A 17774-nucleotide genomic window follows, 5' to 3' on the forward strand; every position below is an offset into this window, starting at 1 on the left:
CACGCCTTTTTAATTTAAGGGGCGCTTGCTTTAAATAACTTCGTTAGTTAGTGGTAAGTCTTGGCTTATTTCATTAGCACTTTGTAATGTGGTGCAGGCTATTTCGCTAAGTGCTTCTTGGGTGAAGAAGCCTTGGTGGCCTGTCACTAACACATTTGGAAAGCTAATAAGGCGTGAAAAAATATCGTCTTGCATGATTTCTTCACGATGATCTTTAAAGAATAACTCTGACTCTTGCTCATACACATCAAGCCCTAGGTGTCCGAGCTTTTTAGACTTAAGCGCCTGAATACATGCTTGGCTATCAAGAAGTGCACCACGAGAGGTGTTAATCAGCATGACACCATCTTTCATTTTCTCAAATGCGCTAGCATCAATTAAATGATGAGTATGCTCGTTGAGCGGGCAGTGCAATGAGATGACATCACTTTGTGTGAGTAAAGTGTCTAAATCGCACAGGGTATAAGGGCCTTCACCAGCCATTGGGTCGCAAACGAGTACCTTAGCTCCAAAGCCATTTAATATATTTACCAGCGCTAAACCGATTTTGCCGCAGCCTATAATCCCAATAGTTTTTTTAAACAGATTAAAACCAAGTAAACCGTTTAAATCAAAGTTACCTTCACGTACGCGGTTAAAGGCTTTATGGGTTTTTCGGTTGAGCGTTAGCATAAGGGCAATACAATGCTCTGCTACTGCTTCTGGGCTATATGCAGGGACGCGGCAAACCTTGATGTTATGCTCTTTGGCAGCATCAAGGTCTACATTATTGAAGCCTGCACAGCGTAATAAGATTGCTTTAATGCCAACAGCCGCCATATCTGCAATGACGTGTTTATCGACCGTATCGTTTACAAACACGCACACTGCATCGAAACCTTGGCAGAGGGGCGTGGTATTGCTGTTTAAGGATTGCTCAAAATAACTGAGCGAAACAGACTCAGCGTATTCAGTTAGATTCCTTTCAAAAAACGGTTGCTCATACTTTTGCGCACTGAATAAGGCCAGTTTCATCATTTAAATTACTCTCTATCACCATTTTGAGGGTTTCGGGTTTGGTGCGCGGGGCATATCGCGCAACGAGTTGACCCTCTGAGTTTATAAGAAATTTGGTGAAATTCCATTTAATTGCGCGGTTTTGTGCAATTCCACGGGTATGACACTTTAAATAATTAAATAACGGGTGGGCGTCTGGGCCGTTGACTAAGACCTTGTTAAAAATAGGAAAACTGACATCAAAGTGCTGCTGATAAAAGGCTTTAAGCTCATTGCCATCAAGTGGCTCATTGTGGCCAAATTGATTGCAGGCAAAACCCAGTACGGTAAAACCTTGCTGTTTATATTCTTGATACAACTTTTCAAGGCTTGCCATTTGAACTGAAAAATTACATTTGCTGGCAATATTGACGATAAGCGCTGTTTTTCCTTGTAACGATTCAAGGCTAAAGTTTTCACCAGATGCAAGCTGGGCATTGAAACGATATATACTATCCATGTTTTACCTGTGTGTTTTTAAACGGTTTAAATGAACTTTTTTTCATTCGCTTTTTAGTTATTCGGTTGAGATAATGAAATTGTTACTAATTTATCACTCAAATAGGTCAGTTTTATGTCAATGAAAGTCGCCTTCATCGGATTAGGTGTAATGGGTTATCCAATGGCGGGTCACCTTGCCAACGCAGGTCACAGTGTGACAGTTTACAACCGCACAACGGCTAAAGCGCAAAAGTGGGTATCAGAGTATCAAGGTGAATACTCTGAAACGCCAAGTGAAGCCGCAAAAGGGGCTGATATCGTTTTCATGTGCGTAGGCAATGATGATGATTTACGTTCAGTTGTTTATGGTGAAAATGGTGTGCTGGCAAGCATGCATGAGGGCAGCTATTTAGTTGACCACACTACAACATCAGCTGAAGTGGCACGTGAAGTTGGCGCTCAAGCAAAATTACAAGGCATCGGATTTTTAGATGCGCCGGTTTCTGGCGGCCAAGCGGGTGCAGAAAATGGTGTATTAACTGTGATGGTTGGTGGCGACGAAGCTGATTTTAATGTTGTTCAACCTGTCATGGCTGCTTTTAGCCGTTTTAGCCAATTATTAGGTGAAGTAGGTTCTGGTCAACTTTGTAAAATGGTAAATCAAATTTGTATTGCTGGTGTGGTGCAAGGCTTGGCTGAGGGTTTACACTTTGCAAAACAAGCTGGCCTTGATGGTGAAAAAGTAATTGAAACCATCTCTAAAGGCGCTGCAGGCTCATGGCAAATGGAAAACCGCTACAAAACAATGTGGGCTGGCGAATACGAGTTTGGTTTCGCTGTAGATTGGATGCGCAAAGATTTAGGCATCGCTTTGGATGAGGCAAAGGCAAACGGCGCAACTTTGCCGATGACGGCAACAGTTGATCAATATTACGCCGATGTACAAGCTTTAGGCGGCGGCCGTTTCGACACCTCTAGCTTATTAGCGCGTATCGAAGCGTTACATAAAAAGTAATATTCATAAAAAACGCGACAATAATTGTCGCGTTTTTTTACATGCTTTGTGCGTAATTGTACAAGGCTTTTAAAATATGCAGATTTTTCTCGTTATCATCATTTTCATGAGCCAGATTTTCCAGGGTGATCATGAAATCTTGGCCACTTATCGACGGGCTATCTTCGCCATGCATTAGCTTGTTTTGGCAATACTGGCGCCAACTGGCTAATTCATCTTGGCTAAGGGTGTGTGGCCAGTTTCGCGCGCGGTATCTAAATAACAAGGTAGCAAACTTTTTATCATCGAAATCAAGCTGCATTGAGGCTAATTGCTCAGGGCTTGCATCACGTATCATAGCAAATTTTGCTTTATCAGCATGGCTGGTAAAACCATCATAAAGTTGATAATCAGGGTTAGTGGTTTCGCCATAATCACGTTGTTCGTTAAACACTTCGGTGACTTTGTCGCGAAGCTCAGTATTGGATTTTAAAATAGCGAGATTTTGTAGGCATTTTTCGCGGTCAATACCTAAACGTGCTGCGTTCTCTGGTAACAAGGTTTTTGCTGGTGCAAGAATAGGGCACTTGTTTAAATGCACGAGTTTTAAGCCTACCGGTGCTTCGTCTTCGCCAAGGTCGCTGTGTTTTGTGTAAAGACGCGTTCGTAGCTCTTCAACTGATAAATCTAATAAGACTTGCGGATCTTCAGTCAAATTAAAGCAAATAATGGCGTTTTTATTGACTGGGTGAAAGCTCATTGGTGCAATCCAGCTGGTGCAGCCTTGGCTTGCTGGAATTCGTGATGAAGTGTGCACCAGTGGTGTCATGTTAAATACATCAACTAAATCAGCCAGTGCTTTTTTAGAGCGTAAGCTAAAGAAGAACTGATACAACTTAGGTTGTTTTTCTTTTATTAATTTTGCCAACGCTATGGTTGCCGTTACATCACTTAATGCATCGTGAGCAGCAGCGTGCTCAATGCCATTGGCAACGGTTAAATGCTCGAGCTTAAAGCTCGGTGACCCGTCTTCTTTAAGCGGCCATTCAATGCCTTCTGGGCGTAGTGCATAACAGGCACGCACTAAATCAATAATATCCCAGCGGCTATTATTGTTTTTGTATTCACGCTCGTATGGGTCATAAAAGTTACGATATAAGCTGTAACGTGTGACTTCATCATCAAAACGGATACTGTTATAGCCCGCAACACAGGTATTAGGTTGGCTAAATTCAGCATGGATCTTTGCCATAAACTCAGCTTCGACTAAGCCTTTTTGCATCGCAACTTGTGGGGTAATACCCGTTATTAAACACGCTTCAGGGTGGGGCAAATAATCGGCAGCTGGCTTGCAATACTCAATTAACGGCTCACCAATAATATTCAAATCGAGATCGGTACGAATACCTGCAAATTGACTCGGTCGGTCCTTTTGAGGGCTTGCGCCAAATGTTTCGTAGTCGTGCCAATAAATTGTTGGTTGCTGTTGTTCTGGATATGCCATGCATTAAACCTTGCTAAGCGTAGGACCGCTTTGACTTATTTTTTGAATTAACAGAATTATGGCATAGAGCCTAGCTAGTTTATAGAGCTAAACGGTTTGATGCCGTTCAGCGTACGTTTTGCATACACGGTTAGTATAAAAAATGGCCTAACGGTTTAATTTTATGCTTATATAGGGTCTAGTCGTTAGTTTTTACCCAAATTTGTATTTTAGTGGCTCGGTATTTGCTAACGAAAACTATCTTTAACAATGAAGGAACAAAAAAATGACTTTATCAGCTTTATTACTATCTGCTTTAGCATTCGACGCAGCACCAGTTTCAAGCTTTGATACTACAAAACTTCAAGGTACTGGTGGAATAATTATTCTAAACCCTAAAAAGAAAAATCAAGAATTACAGGGAACTGGTGGGATAATCATTCTTAACCCGAAGAAAAAAGAAAATTAATATAAATTAAAGAAAACCAGCCAAGAGCTGGTTTTTTTTATACTATAAGATTATGATTATGAACATCTTTAGTAGGATGATTCATGCAATATTTAGTCGAATTATACAATGAGTTGCTTGTAGCAACAGCTGTTCATAAAGTGTTTTCAGTGCAAGTTATCATTGCAATAAGTTATGCAGTTGCTTTAGTCCTATCATTTTATAGAGCACTACGAAATAGAGAGCTCTTCAGTGATTTCTTATCAATAGCCGTGGTTGTTTTTAAATATCAACTTACATCTCTACTGATGGAAAAAGTACTGATCTACGTGCAAGAAACCGGTGAAAGTGGAATTGCTCAAAATGTTTATCTGATTGTGGCTGGGATAAACCTATTAAGTTTATATATCCTATACAAATTGCATCAGCGATTCAGCTATAAGTATGGAGAGCTGTTTTTAAGTGTATTTAAGCTTACGATCGTAGTGACAATCGCACATTTAATTGTGTGGGTTAAATTTGTTGTCTTAAACATTCAAGAAGAACACGCCTATATACACTACATGTATAGCTTTATTGTGCTCTACATTAGTATTGTGCTTGCTGTTGTGATGTTGTTTCCGGGTCTTTTGAAAACCAAATTAAAACTATTACTTAGTCCAAGCTGGCCGTTTGGAACAAAAACTTAACATTAATTATTAGATGATTTTCAGTCTCATACTAGCATTTATAATGCTTTTTCCTGATGTATTACGGACCAAGTTTGGGTGTATAGTAACATTTAGTTTACCGAGGGATCGTAATGCTTGAACTAATTTACATAGCCATTGCCGTTTTAGCCATCTTGCTGATTGCAAGTACATGGTTGATTGCGCGCAAAAATATCTTTGAAGATCAAATCAGGTCTAAGTCTGTTGAGGTTGTTTGGTGCACGTTACAAGCCGAGCATGAAACAGATATCAGCAAAGCAATTAAACTATTCAATAAAGCTGAACAACTAAAGAACGAAATTGCGACCTTAATGGGCACTTCACCGCACGCTGCAAATTTTAAATTAGCAGAACCGACTGGGCTTGGTAGCGATAAAATAAAGGAGTTATCGCTTGGAGAGCTGCAGCGATACTACGATAAGCAAAACAACATATCTGACATTTACGAGAAAATGTACAAAGGTAAGAATTAGTAAAAAAGCCAGGTTATTTAACCTGGCTTTGTATTTTGAGCTCTTTTGCTATTTGTTTTAGCTGAATATCTGCAAGTTGACTAAGTGCTTCTTGCGTTTGATTTTCACCCTTAATTAACCCCGCCATTGATAGCTTTTTTATACTCTTGATAATACCGTTACTCACTGCTTCTAATACCGGCCCATCGAGTATAGCTGTGGTTTGGTTATTACCATTAAGTAGTGAATCAAAGCTAACCTCAGAAGCTTTAGTCACTTTATCAATTAACTCATAAGGAACAGTTGCAAGCTCAATGCTTTGCTCACAAAAGCCACGTTGTAATGATAAATGTTGCTCTAATTCTAAATTATTTTGCACCTGGCAAAGCGTACATAAGCGCATAAAAATATCACTTACATGCTGTTGCTCAGTGCTAAGCGTTTGATTGAACATAGCATGTCCTTGCACTGCTTTTTTATTTATATTAAACGACTTTTTAAAAAATCTCATGCATAAAGTGATACTTAGCGAATCTTTTAATTCATATACAATGCTATTTGATGATACAAGCCAATTCCTAGTAATACATTGAAAGGAAAGGTAATACCTAAAGAACATAACATGGCTAAGCCTATATCAGCATCAGGAATCGCTGCTTTAATAGCCGCTGGAGCAGCAATATAAGAGGCACTAGCAACTAGGCTTGCTAATATTACTACCGAGCCCAGTTCGAGTTGAAGGGCAGTACCAACACAGACGCCGATAGCACCCAATAGGTTAGGTGTTATAAGTGCAAATAATGCTAAACGCCAATGATGCCATGGAATAGGGCGCAGTGTTTGTGCAGCCATTAAACCCATTTCGAGCAAGAATAACGCTAATACAACTTTAAAGCTGTTTGTTAAAAGGCTAGTTACTTGGCTGCCTTGTTGTGTGCCGTACATCATGCCAATAATTACACCACCTACAAGCAGAATCACGCTTTTGTTAGTCAGTGTTTCATGCCATAGCGCTTTGAGTGATAGGTTTTGCCCAGACCCATTTCCCAGACGGCGGAATAGTAACAAACCAACGATGATGGCAGGTAACTCAAGCATTACTAAGTAAAGCGTGACTTCAGCACCCACATTAAGTGAGTTCGATTCGGCATATGCTAAAGCAACGGCGAATGTACCTGCACTTACTGAACCATAGTGGGCGGCAATACTTGCGCTATTAGCAACAGAGAGGTTTAGCAGTTTGTTTAAAACTGGGTAAAGCATTAAAGGTATTAAGCCGCCAAGCAGTAACACAGCGCCCATTTCGGGTAAGAGTTGCCAATGTAAATTGCCATGTAGCACCATGCCGCCTTTTAAGCCAATGGTGAGCATCAACAATAGGCTAAGAGTTTCATAGGTTGCTTGCGGAATTTTTAGGTCAGAGCGAAGTAATCCGGCTGTGAGTCCTAAAACAAAAAACATTACAACAATATCAGGCACTTTGTTCTCCTCTTGGTTAAAAGCGTCGCTATTCTAGATAAAAATTCACATAGTAAATAATTAAATAAGTGATAGTATCTTATAGATAATAATCTATGGGTTGGGTTTTATGGACTTAAGACATATTTCTTTTCGCTTACTAGAAGTGTTTATGTGTGTGGTAAAAACGCGCTCTATCAGTGAAACAGCAAGGCAGTTACACTTAACGCAACCAACGGTTTCGCAACAAATTAAACGCTTACAAGAAACAGTTAATGAGCCATTAGTGATGGTTAACCAGCAGCGTATACATGTTACAGAAGCAGGTTTTGCGTTGTTTCAAACATGTCAGCAGGTGTTTGGTCATTTTGATGACTATCAAGATTACTTAGCTGAGCTTAGAGGCGGTGAGCGCGGGCGCTGTAAAATAGCCATGGTTAACACCGCACAATATATTTTGCCTAAGTTACTTGGTCCGTATAGTAATTTACATCCGCATGTTGAATTGCCACTAGAAATTGGTAATCGTGCTGAGGTGCTTGCCCGGTTTGAAAGAGGCGAAGACGATATTTATGTATTTAGTCATCCCCCTTCGTTAGAACACGCAAAAGCGGGGCGGTTTTTACAAAATCCTCTTGTATTTATTGCGGCAAATAACCATAAGCTTGCGAGTAAAAGTCATGTAACTTTACATGACTTAGTGAGTGAACGTTTTTTACTTCGCGAGCCAGGTTCAGCTACGCGAATGCTGTTTGAGAGTGAACTGCAAAGCAGAGGTTTTGTCCTTAGCAACACAGTTCAAATGGCGAGTAACGAGGCTATTCGTGTTGCTGTTGGCTCAGGAATGGGGCTGGGGGTGGTTTCGCGCCATGTACTGCCACCTCACGATACGAGTTTTTGCATGCTAAATGTTGAAGATGTGAATTTGGCCAGCCATTGGTATTTTGTAGTGCGCACCGATCGCCATTTATCACATGCGGCGCGCAACTTTTTAAAATTTGCCCAACTGAACTTAGAGCAATGCTTAGATAAACAGTGGGTGACCAATGAGCTAAGCCAGCTAAATGAGAGCTTAAATTAAACTAACAAGTTGTTGCGTTAAAATGCCATGGTCACAACCTGATTACGGCCATTTAATTTTGCTTTGTATAAGCCTTTGTCGGCTTCTGCCAGTAACTCGTTAACATTATTTGTGCCCGATTTATGGGTGATGATGCCGATACTGATAGACAGGTTTATTTCATTGTCATTGTGCACAAAGCTATCATTATGAATGGCTAAACGAATTCGCTCAGATAAGATTTCTCCTTTAGCTTGGCTAGTATTGGGTAGTATTACTGCAAACTCTTCACCGCCAATCCTAGCTACTAGATCGTGCTCACGTAGCTGGCTTTTAATCTTTTTAGCAACCCACTTAAGTGCTTCATCACCCGTTTCGTGGCCATGCTGATCATTAACTCTCTTGAAGAAATCGATATCTATCATCAAAGCGCAAAGTTTTGTTAGGTTGTTGTTTGCTTGTTCTAAATAATTGTTACTAACGCTAATAAACGCACGACGATTCAATAAACCGGTTAGCGAATCACGATTAGCAAGGTCGCTCAGTACCTGCTCATGCTCTAAGAACATCATTAATGGCCAGATCATGGCGGTTAGTGTGGTAATAACAATATGGCTTATGAGAATAACAGCTAATATTTGTTTCAAGTCTGTTTGCAACAAACCTAGGTAATCACTAAGTAGTAGTGAAAACTGGGTTACCATAATCAAAGCGTGAATGACGAAACACAACTTGAGTAATACTAAATGCATGATGCGTTTAACATGCAACTTCCTTAGCGCGAAAGCTGCATAGCTAAAACATGCTGCAATTATGGCTGTTGTGAATAACTGGCTAAATGGTGAATCATAAACAAGGAGTAATATTACTGCAGCTGCAACTAACACATATGCACATTTATTTTGACATTTATTGTCTGATTGACTGTAAGCATGAATACCTAGTATGGCTGCTAAGGGAGCTGAAATTATCAGTAAATCAGCTAGATAATGTGTAATTAGAGGAAGGTCGATAAAAATACGCAGAGAAGCTGCTATTTGTGCGCCTACAAATATGAGACACGAGCTACCCCAATATAAATAACTTGATTGTTGTCTTAAAAAATACAAAGACAATAAGAACGACCCAATAATCACATTCAATAAAATTGATATGCTGATTATGGTGGGTAAATGCATCATGACTTTCCCTGAAGAATCACTCGACTAAAATCTATTTAATTATTATGTATTAGTTGGGTATTAGCAACCCGTACATTGTAACTATAATTTCAGGCTTTCTAATGCCGGCTGCAATGTTGGATAGTGGAAGCGGTAATTGTGACTAAGTAGTTTATTCGGAAGCACAAATTGACCATGAAGCAGAAGATCAGACATTTCTCCCATCATCAATTTTAAAACCCAGCTAGGCATACGTAGCATGGCAGGTCGCGAAATCACACTCGCGAGTGTTTGACTAAATTCATTATTATCAACAGGGTTTGGCGCAGTGGCATTGACAGGCCCGTGTATCTCTTGATGTGAAAGCACAAAAAGGATGAGTTGGATCATGTCGTCAATGTGGATCCACGACATTCCTTGTTGACCATGACCTACTGGTCCACCCAAGCCAAATTTAAAAGCAGGCAGCATTTTACCTAAAGCACCACCTTGCTTAGCTAATACGATACCTGTACGAAGTAGGCATACTCGAGTTTGGTCAGATTGTGCTTTCGTCGCTGCATGCTCCCAATCACGGCAAAGAACATGGCTAAACTCAGGGTAAATATCATTAAAGCTTTCATCAATTGGCTGGTTTTCTTGGCGGCCATAAAAGCCAATCGCACTGCCAGAAATAAAGGTATGAGGCGGCGATTCACAACGGCTAATTGCTTTAGATATCTGTAAAGTAAGAATGATCCGGCTATTCAGCAAAGTTCGTTTTTGCGACTCGCTCCAGCGCTTGTTGACGATTGGCTCTCCAGCTAGATTAATGACAGCGTCAACCTCTTCAAAGTTGACTTCATCGAGTGACTTAACAGTGTGTACTTGATGAGTCAGTATGACCGCGGCTTGAATAGGGTTGCGTGTTAGCACAGTAACCTTGTGGTGATTCAATAAAAAAGGGCACAAATGTCTACCAATAAGGCCCGTTCCACCTGTTAATAAAATATGCATAGTGCTGCCTTAATTAATATCTGTGTGTATTTTTTATACATAGTGATGGTGATTTTTGCAAATATATACGTATAAAGCAGTAATTTAGATTAGTCTTCTTGATTGTGGTTGTTGTAAATATGATAGCTATTTTTTAACTCATGTTTAGCGTGATACATTGCTTGGTCAGCTAATCTCAGCAATTCTTGGTGATCTAGGCTGTGATCTGGAGCAAGGGCTACCCCAATACTTAATGAAATATTTAATGTGAGCTGTTCAAATACAAATGGGTTATCAAAACGTGCCAATAGATGCGTGCTCATGGCATTAATGTGTCTGTATTTAACGATATTATGTGTAATTATGACGAATTCATCTCCCCCATAACGATACACATCATCATCGGCTCTAACTGATGACGTAATCCGTTTTGCGGTTTCAATAAGAACTTGGTCACCAATTAAATGGCCGTATTCATCATTGAGTTGTTTAAATTTATTTATATCTATAAATATAACAGCCAGTTTATTGTCTTCAGAGCAAGTAGTAATGGCTTGCTTCAATGCTGGCTTTAACTCTGTGCGATTTAAAACGCCTGTTAGATGATCATGACTAGCTTGAAAATTTAACTTACTCGTTCGCTCATAAACGATGTCACTCATGCGTGCAAAGCGTTTTAACACATAGCCAATTTCATCATGGCTACTAATCGTCAACGTTTTTGGTTTTTCGCCTTTTTCTAGTTGATCAGTGTTTTGAATTAATAACTTTAGAGGTTTAAAAAGCTTTGCATTGATATAAAAAGCGCAAAAAACTAACAAGATGAGCATTAATGGTATTTGCAAAGTTACGAAGCGAGTAATAAATAGTCTGTTTTTTTGGTAGTCAGCATTTTGCTGTTCTAACTTGGCAAGCTCAGTATTTTGAAACAGTAAAATATGCTCGCGGATCTGGTCCATATACTTTTTACCCTCATTCGTTAACACAACCGCTTTAGCTTCTTCGAGGGCATATGGCGTGCCCTGCATTACAAGTGTGACAGTTAATGCTAACTCTGCTAATTTTTTGTCGACCAGCTCATCAATTTCAGTAAGAGTGTCTTGTTGTTCGGGGTTATTTAGCGTTAGCTTATTGATAGTCAAAAAATGTTGTTTAACTTGTTCAAGTGCTGTGTAGTAGGGTTCTAAATAGTTGAGGTCTTGAGTTAATAAATAACCACGTTGCCCAGTTTCTGCGTTCGTTATTTGATTGTAGAGCTTTTCAGATTCATCGAGAGCATCATGAGTATGGATCACCGCCTCAAGCTAGCCTGACCTTGCTTATCTAATACATAGATAATGAAGGTATTGGCTACCACCACTAAAAAAATAGAGGAAAGTAGAAGGATAAATTTAGCTCTCAGCGACATTAAAATAGTAGTAACCTAAAATTATTAGCTCTTAGTTGAAAAGTATTGACCAATCATCGAACTTTGCCAATATATCAACAAGAAACGTCTGTTTTAATGCTATCTCATGATGTTTTTAATGAAATTTGGTTCTTTAGCCTGTTTTAAGTGTACGCTCAGTAATTTATTGATATGCTAACTTGAACTAGATGCAGTTTTAAGTGACAAGGAGTGACTGTGAACTTTCTGCGCCAATTCCACGATATAGTATCTAATCAAGAAATTGATTTTTCCGACAAAGTAATCAAGTTACTAGAATTTGGTTTAGAGGTATTTGATCTCGAATTTGCGATTGTGAGTCAAGTTGATGACAAGCTCTATACGGTCATTCATGTGGTGGCGCCTGATAATGCAATCCCGGTTGGTACGCAATTCGATCTGGAAGGTACCTATTGTGCTCACACTTTAGAAGCTAATAAAGCGCTTTCATTTCATCATGCCTCAAATAGTCGGATTGCACAGCACCCTTGTTATGTAAACTTTCAACTAGAATCTTACATTGGCGCACCTATTTTTGTTGGCAAAAGTGTTTTCGGCACAGTTAACTTCTCAGCGCCTAAAGTATCAAAACCTTTTAGTGAAGAGTCTCACGATTATGTAGAGTTATTTGCTCAATGGTTAGGTAACGAATTAGCACGTAATGCCTCATCTGAGAGATTAGTTAAAAAGAACTATATGCTCGCGCAAGTCGAAGAAGTTGCTCGTATAGGGTCTTGGGAACTCGACTTGCTAGAAAATAAGCTCTACTGGAGTAAACAAACTAAAGCAATCCATGAAGTCCCTGCAGATTATTCTCCAAACCTTGAAACGGCTATTGAATTTTATAAAGAAGGTGAAAGTCGTGATGCAATACAACAAGTAGTCCAAGAAGCAATTGAGCATGGTAAAGATTGGAATATTGAAATTCAGCTTATTACAGCGAAAGGGAATCCTGTATGGGTTTCAACCTATGGCGAAGCGGAATTTGAAAACGGGCAATGTGTTCGTTTAATAGGTACTTTTCAAGATGTAACGAAAGAGGTGCTACTTCGTGAGGAGCTTAAAAAGCAAAAAGCCGATGCTGAGCGAACTCTTGAAGACCGAAGTATCTTGCTTGCTAAGATCAGCCATGAACTGCGCACGCCGTTAAATGGCATTACAGGCATGCTAACGACTTTACTCTATGAAAAGTCAGAGCAAAAGCGAGAAGAAAAACTCAAAGTTGCATTACGAAGTGCAGATATTTTGTTAAATATAATTAACGAAGTGCTCGACTTTTCTAAAATAAATCATGGTGAACTGAAATTAGAGCCTAGTCACTTTTTATTAAAAACAATTTTTGTTGATTTAGCGTCGTTATATTTACCTTTATATCAAGAAAAGAATCTTTATTTTGACGTCGAAATTGATATTAGTGAAGAATGTTGGACTTACTGTGATAACACCCGACTCACCCAAATTGCGTCTAATTTATTGAGTAATGCATTAAAGTTTACTGAGCAAGGCACTATTAAGTTATACGTATCTGCTAGAGTTCAAAATGACGATGTCATCTTGAATTTGCAAGTTTCTGATACGGGTATAGGCATGACGGAAACCTTTATGAAGTCACTTTTTTCACCATTTACCCAAGAGCTAAATAAGGACCGAAAAAAGGGGGGCACAGGGCTTGGCCTTGCAATAGTGAAGGAACTTATCGATTATATGGGAGGCATAATAAAGGTCAGTAGCGAATTCCAAAAAGGCAGTTGTTTTGATATTCAATTACCTCTAAAACTAGGACAGCCACAATCACATGATACGCTGCATGCCTCTGATATCGACTTTTCAGCCTTACCTTTATCGATACTGGTTGTTGATGACAACCAAATTAACCGCTTTGTGTTAAAAGCACACCTAGAAAAGTTAGGCTTAACGGCCGATTATGCCTGCGATGGTATTGATGCGATAAATAAATGCAAGCAAAACAAATACAATCTGATTTTTATGGATTGCGTAATGCCAGAAATGGATGGCATTGAAGCAACACGTATTTTAAGAGATGAGCAAATTTGCCCAACTGATACAACTTATATTATTGCTTTAACAGCAAATACTTCTGCAGATGATAAAGCAGCTTGCAAACGAGCTGGAATGGATTTATTTGTTTCAAAGCCTGTTAAAAATACGGCTATTGAGCAAGCAATTGTGACAGCTAAAGAGCATTTTTTAATCTAAATAATTGTAGTTTGTGAATACTCGGCTTAGAAAAATCATTGCTGGGTAAATGAGTAGTTATTTTAGGCAATTTTCAAATTTAACCTATACTTTTAACGGGTTTAATATGTTGGAAATACTAAATGGGCTACTCAGATAACCGCCGAGACTTTTTAAAAACATTAGGTGTTGGTGCCATAGCATCAACAGTTGCCTTTAAAGCTCCCTATGTATTCGCTAAGAATACTCCCACAATTAGGGTTATGGGGACCCACGTAACTTTACAAGAAGAGCTCAGACAAAAAGCCATGCTTGAGCTGGGTATTAATATTGAATTTACCCCAATGGGCAGTGCTGCGGTGTTGCAAAAGGCAGCATCAGACCCAAGTAGTTTTGACTTATACGAGCAATGGTCAGATTCAATTAATATTCTTTGGCAAGCAGGTGCCATTCAACCTATAGAAACTGAGCGGTTAACCTATTGGCATGAAATCAATCCACTCTCTAAAACAGGTAAAATTGTGCCTGAAGCCAAGTTAGGCGCTGGTGACTCACCCAACAAACTTCTTTACGTGCAAGCAGATGGAACGCTTGCGACTACACCAAGCGATGCAATTAGTTTCTTGCCTTACGTGCATAATGTCGACTCGTTTGGTTACAACACTCAGTTCATAGAAAAGGGGATTCCTTATCAAACTGAGTCTTGGTCTTGGTTACTCGATGAAAAGAATAAAGGTAAGGTTGCGCTTGTTAATGCGCCAACAATCGGTATTTTTGATTCTGCTCTGGCTGCCGAAGCGCAGGGGCTGATGAAGTTTAAAGATATGGGCAATATGAGTATTAGCGAAATTGACCAGCTATTTGCAATTTTACTGCAAAAGAAAAGGCAAGGTCATTTTGCTGGCTTTTGGACTTCGGTGCCGCAGTCGGTCGACTTTATGAAAATGAAACGCGTCACTATTCAAAGTATGTTTTCGCCCGGAGTCAGTGCCTGCAAAGGGCAAGGTATCCCGGTTGTTTATGCTTCACCCAAAGAAGGTTATCGTGCTTGGCACGGGGTTATGTGCTTATCAGCAAATGCACAGGGACATGTTAAAGATGCTGCTTATGAATACATGAATTGGTGGCTTTCTGGCTATCCAGGCGCATTTATCGCAAGACAAGGTTATTACATTTCTAATCCTGAGCGGAGTCAGCCTCTTATGTCAAAAGCAGAATGGCAATATTGGTATGAAGGGCAAGAAGCATCCATGGATTTACGCGGAACAGACGGCAAAATATCTGTTCTAGCGGGTCAAGCTCGTGATGGAGGAAGCTATATCAAGCGTTTTTCGAATATAGCGGTCTGGAATACGGTAATGCCGAATTATGATTATAGTTTAGATAAATGGTATGAGTTGTTGAACTCATAAGGAGCTACATTGCTAACCATTTTTTCTAGGTCTTTAGCAGCCAAAGTGTTATTGGCATTGACACTCGTTTTACTTGTAATGGGGGCGAGTTATTTTGTCTTGAACAAGCGATTACAAAGAATTGAAACATCTTTTAACGATATAAGCCGCATTAGTAATTATGCCGTGGGTATACTTCGTATAAATAAAGATATTGTTGAAATGCAGCGTGATATTTCAGTTTATGGATTCTCAGGTAGTAAAACCGTATTTAGTAAAATAATAGAGAACTTTGAAAGTATAAAAGCACGTTTAGAAAGTGTTGATTTGAAAAGTGATGAACTTGAAAGCCAAGTTTATTTAAATTCAATGACACAGCTGATTTCTCGGTACGGTGAAAATCTAGATGTGCTTGCCAAGCGTTATGAAATAAAAACAGAGCTCACTGACGTTGAGTTACCGCAAATCTATTTAGCAGCTATTAATGAATTAACCAACCTCAAATTAACTGCGACTACCAATGAAAACAAATTGGCTATCACTGAACATCTCAATGTATGGCATGAATTACATCGTGATGCCTCTTTGTTTCTTGCCAAAAAAGATTATTCTAAAAGAGCAGCGGTTAATAAGGCGCTGGCTATTTTATCAAATCAGTCACAAACCAACACTGATCTAAGTAATAACCGTGAACATGCTAAAACATATAAACAGGCTTTTTCGAGAGGCGTGCAGGCTAACCGAAACTATTTAAGCTTGGTTAATGTTGTTATGGCTGGCGATGCTATAGAGTTCAGTACCCTTGCAGATAAACTAAGAGAGCAATCCCTAGCAAAATTGCAAAAGATTAAAAGTGAAGCGCAAGAAACAGTAATAAAAACAGATCAAACTCTGCGTTTTCTTGCTGTTGGTGTAGTTATCTACATTATCGCGCTTGCAATCTATTTCCATCTGCATATATCGCGTGCAATTACACGTTTAACCACAAGTTTTCAATACTTCTTAGCTGGTGATTTATCAGCTCCTATTTATGATTTAAAGCGTAACGATGAAATTGGTGTGCTTGCAACTGCGGCAGATAGATTTCGGGTGTTAAGCCAAGACCTTACCCAAGCCAAGAAAACGGCAGAACACACCACCAAGGTGAAATCAGAATTTTTGGCAAATATGAGCCATGAAATTAGAACCCCTATGAATGGCATTTTAGGAATGGCGCGGCAGTTGAGTCGTACCAGTTTGTCTCATGAACAAATGAAGATGCTTAATATTATACAATCGTCAGGGGCAGGTTTATTGGTAATCATCAACGACATTTTAGATATAAGTAAGATTGAGGCGTCTAAAATTGAGCTAGAGTCTGTGCCTATACATTTAAATTCGCTACTAGATGAGTTACAGCATTTATTTAAAGAGCAAGCCCAAAATAAGCATATTAAGTTGAATATTTCTGTTGCTGAAGAGTATCAACATTGTGTTTTCTTTGCTGATGAAGCCCGCCTAAAACAAGTGTTGATAAACCTTATTGGGAATGCAATTAAATTCACCGAGAAAGGCTGTGTGACCCTCAACGTAAAAATTAATGAGCTAGGCGGCGATGATTTGAGCATCAAATTTAGTGTGATTGATACAGGAATAGGTATCGCAAAAGAAAATCTCGGTAAGTTATTTGAAGCGTTTTCTCAAGCGGATACCTCAATTACAAGGCGCTTCGGTGGTACAGGGCTCGGCCTTGCTATCTCAAGCAAATTACTAATTTTGATGAATGCTCCTTTGCAGGTAGAAAGTGAGCTAGGGCAGGGTTCTTGTTTTTATTTTGAGCTAAAAACAACACAGGTTATTGAGCACTCTGAGTTTGAAACCGCAACGAGGCAAGAAAATGAAGAGGAACAAGTAGACTTTTCATCATTAAATGTATTGGTCGTCGAAGACAATGATATTAATCAGGTTGTTATCGAAGCTATGTTAAATGAGTTTGGTATAAGCTCAATAAAAATAGCAGGGGATGGCGAGCAGGCTGTTGCGCTATGTAAGGAACATAGTGGGGAAAATAATCTGCAAAACTGCTTTGATATTATATTTATGGATATGCAGATGCCTATACTTGATGGCCCGCAAGCAACAATACGCATAAGAGAAATGCCAGAGTATAAAGCGACTCCTATTATTGCCTTAACGGCCAATGTACTTGAAGGAGATAAGCAACGATGTTTTGCCGCAGGAATGAATGATTTTGTTGCCAAGCCGATTGACTACCAATGTGTTAAAACGGCTTTACTAAAGTGGTCTAAAAGTGAAGTGAGCGCTACGAGTGACTGTGATACCATCCCGCAATAATACTTAATCATTTTGAGGGATTAAACCTGTCGCTATCTGCGTTAAAAATTTCTGTTTTACGACTGCATGGATGCAGAAGGTAGAGCAATGCAGGAGCAATTGCCGAGCACAACTAAATAACGAAATTTTTGCCTTGCTATCAACGAGGTTTTATTGCCTCAAAATAGATCCACTTAATTAAGCGAATTGGTATTAAAAATTGATTTTAAGT

Annotated in this window: 16 protein-coding genes; 8 read left to right on the plus strand and 8 right to left on the minus strand. The window is 39.3% G+C overall.

Annotation, left to right across the window (positions count from 1 at the left end):
• Positions 1–30: 30 nt before the first annotated feature.
• Both AADY36_RS07220 and AADY36_RS07225 read right to left on the minus strand, forming a co-directional pair.
• On the minus strand, positions 31–1014 hold the full coding sequence (locus AADY36_RS07220) for a 2-hydroxyacid dehydrogenase (RefSeq protein WP_055020869.1): 984 nt from the start codon (positions 1012–1014) through the stop codon (positions 31–33).
• A complete protein-coding gene (locus tag AADY36_RS07225; protein WP_054551485.1) occupies positions 980–1495 on the minus strand; it encodes a glutathione peroxidase in 516 nt (171 codons plus the stop codon). Before AADY36_RS07225 ends, AADY36_RS07220 begins: the two co-directional genes overlap by 35 nt.
• Positions 1496–1609: 114 nt before the next feature.
• Between AADY36_RS07225 and AADY36_RS07230 the strand changes: the two genes are divergently transcribed.
• Positions 1610–2491: an NAD(P)-dependent oxidoreductase gene (locus tag AADY36_RS07230; RefSeq protein ID WP_054561681.1), complete on the plus strand. Its 882-nt coding sequence runs from the start codon at positions 1610–1612 to the stop codon at positions 2489–2491.
• A 37-nt stretch (positions 2492–2528) separates the two neighbouring features.
• Here the strand turns inward: AADY36_RS07230 and sbcB are convergent, their stop codons facing one another.
• Positions 2529–3974, minus strand: a complete 1446-nt coding sequence (gene sbcB / locus AADY36_RS07235) for an exodeoxyribonuclease I (protein WP_342408755.1) — start codon at positions 3972–3974, stop codon at positions 2529–2531.
• Between the two features lie 265 nt (positions 3975–4239).
• Here sbcB and AADY36_RS07240 point away from each other — a divergent pair, with 265 nt between their 5' ends.
• The 3 genes from AADY36_RS07240 (at position 4240) to AADY36_RS07250 (ending at position 5584) form a co-directional block, all read left to right on the plus strand.
• Entirely contained in the window at positions 4240–4422 is a 183-nt protein-coding gene (locus tag AADY36_RS07240; protein WP_342408756.1) for a hypothetical protein, read from the plus strand.
• 83 nt (positions 4423–4505) lie between these two features.
• The gene (locus AADY36_RS07245) at positions 4506–5090 is read left to right on the plus strand and encodes a hypothetical protein (protein ID WP_055196762.1); all 585 of its coding nucleotides are present in this window, start codon (positions 4506–4508) and stop codon (positions 5088–5090) included.
• A 113-nt stretch (positions 5091–5203) separates the two neighbouring features.
• Positions 5204–5584 (plus strand): hypothetical protein, encoded by a 381-nt coding sequence (locus AADY36_RS07250; RefSeq protein WP_055196760.1) that lies wholly within the window; start codon positions 5204–5206, stop codon positions 5582–5584.
• Positions 5585–5597: 13 nt separating this feature from the next.
• Here the strand turns inward: AADY36_RS07250 and AADY36_RS07255 are convergent, their stop codons facing one another.
• Entirely contained in the window at positions 5598–6017 is a 420-nt protein-coding gene (locus tag AADY36_RS07255; protein ID WP_055196758.1) for a hypothetical protein, read from the minus strand.
• A gap of 83 nt (positions 6018–6100) precedes the next feature.
• Positions 6101–7042, minus strand: coding sequence for a sodium-dependent bicarbonate transport family permease (locus tag AADY36_RS07260; RefSeq protein ID WP_054561675.1), 942 nt, complete (start codon positions 7040–7042; stop codon positions 6101–6103).
• Between the two features lie 109 nt (positions 7043–7151).
• Here AADY36_RS07260 and AADY36_RS07265 point away from each other — a divergent pair, with 109 nt between their 5' ends.
• Positions 7152–8102: a LysR family transcriptional regulator gene (locus AADY36_RS07265; RefSeq protein WP_054561674.1), complete on the plus strand. Its 951-nt coding sequence runs from the start codon at positions 7152–7154 to the stop codon at positions 8100–8102.
• A gap of 17 nt (positions 8103–8119) precedes the next feature.
• On the opposite strand, the gene AADY36_RS07270 is transcribed toward AADY36_RS07265, so the two are convergent.
• The 3 genes from AADY36_RS07270 to AADY36_RS07280 form a co-directional block, all read right to left on the minus strand.
• On the minus strand, positions 8120–8785 hold the full coding sequence (locus AADY36_RS07270) for a GGDEF domain-containing protein (protein WP_342408757.1): 666 nt from the start codon (positions 8783–8785) through the stop codon (positions 8120–8122).
• 558 nt (positions 8786–9343) lie between these two features.
• A complete protein-coding gene (locus AADY36_RS07275) occupies positions 9344–10237 on the minus strand; it encodes a TIGR01777 family oxidoreductase (RefSeq protein ID WP_054561672.1) in 894 nt (297 codons plus the stop codon).
• A gap of 89 nt (positions 10238–10326) precedes the next feature.
• Positions 10327–11511: a diguanylate cyclase domain-containing protein gene (locus AADY36_RS07280; protein ID WP_342408758.1), complete on the minus strand. Its 1185-nt coding sequence runs from the start codon at positions 11509–11511 to the stop codon at positions 10327–10329.
• Positions 11512–11840: 329 nt separating this feature from the next.
• Between AADY36_RS07280 and AADY36_RS07285 the strand changes: the two genes are divergently transcribed.
• From AADY36_RS07285 to AADY36_RS07295, 3 genes are all read left to right on the plus strand, one after another.
• On the plus strand, positions 11841–13859 hold the full coding sequence (locus tag AADY36_RS07285) for an ATP-binding protein (protein ID WP_342408759.1): 2019 nt from the start codon (positions 11841–11843) through the stop codon (positions 13857–13859).
• A 122-nt stretch (positions 13860–13981) separates the two neighbouring features.
• Positions 13982–15250 (plus strand): ABC transporter substrate-binding protein, encoded by a 1269-nt coding sequence (locus AADY36_RS07290; protein WP_055020827.1) that lies wholly within the window; start codon positions 13982–13984, stop codon positions 15248–15250.
• Between the two features lie 9 nt (positions 15251–15259).
• On the plus strand, positions 15260–17563 hold the full coding sequence (locus AADY36_RS07295) for a hybrid sensor histidine kinase/response regulator (RefSeq protein WP_342408760.1): 2304 nt from the start codon (positions 15260–15262) through the stop codon (positions 17561–17563).
• Positions 17564–17774 lie beyond the last annotated feature (211 nt).

Source organism: Pseudoalteromonas sp. D15MCD-2 (genome assembly GCF_038562745.1).
In the GTDB taxonomy this organism is placed as follows: Bacteria; Pseudomonadota; Gammaproteobacteria; order Enterobacterales; family Alteromonadaceae; genus Pseudoalteromonas.

Bases quoted from the DNA above. Each gene is read 5' to 3' on its own strand.
- AADY36_RS07250 (WP_055196760.1), top strand. From the start codon at position 5,204: ATGCTTGAACTAATTTACATAGCCATTGCCGTTTTAGCCATCTTGCTG.
- AADY36_RS07265 (WP_054561674.1), top strand. From the start codon at position 7,152: ATGGACTTAAGACATATTTCTTTTCGCTTACTAGAAGTGTTTATGTGT.
- AADY36_RS07230 (WP_054561681.1), top strand. From the start codon at position 1,610: ATGTCAATGAAAGTCGCCTTCATCGGATTAGGTGTAATGGGTTATCCA.
- AADY36_RS07220 (WP_055020869.1), bottom strand. From the start codon at position 1,014: ATGAAACTGGCCTTATTCAGTGCGCAAAAGTATGAGCAACCGTTTTTT.
- AADY36_RS07275 (WP_054561672.1), bottom strand. From the start codon at position 10,237: ATGCATATTTTATTAACAGGTGGAACGGGCCTTATTGGTAGACATTTG.
- AADY36_RS07225 (WP_054551485.1), bottom strand. From the start codon at position 1,495: ATGGATAGTATATATCGTTTCAATGCCCAGCTTGCATCTGGTGAAAAC.
- sbcB (WP_342408755.1), bottom strand. From the start codon at position 3,974: ATGGCATATCCAGAACAACAGCAACCAACAATTTATTGGCACGACTAC.
- AADY36_RS07245 (WP_055196762.1), top strand. From the start codon at position 4,506: ATGCAATATTTAGTCGAATTATACAATGAGTTGCTTGTAGCAACAGCT.
- AADY36_RS07290 (WP_055020827.1), top strand. From the start codon at position 13,982: ATGGGCTACTCAGATAACCGCCGAGACTTTTTAAAAACATTAGGTGTT.
- AADY36_RS07240 (WP_342408756.1), top strand. From the start codon at position 4,240: ATGACTTTATCAGCTTTATTACTATCTGCTTTAGCATTCGACGCAGCA.
- AADY36_RS07270 (WP_342408757.1), bottom strand. From the start codon at position 8,785: ATGGTAACCCAGTTTTCACTACTACTTAGTGATTACCTAGGTTTGTTG.
- AADY36_RS07255 (WP_055196758.1), bottom strand. From the start codon at position 6,017: ATGTTCAATCAAACGCTTAGCACTGAGCAACAGCATGTAAGTGATATT.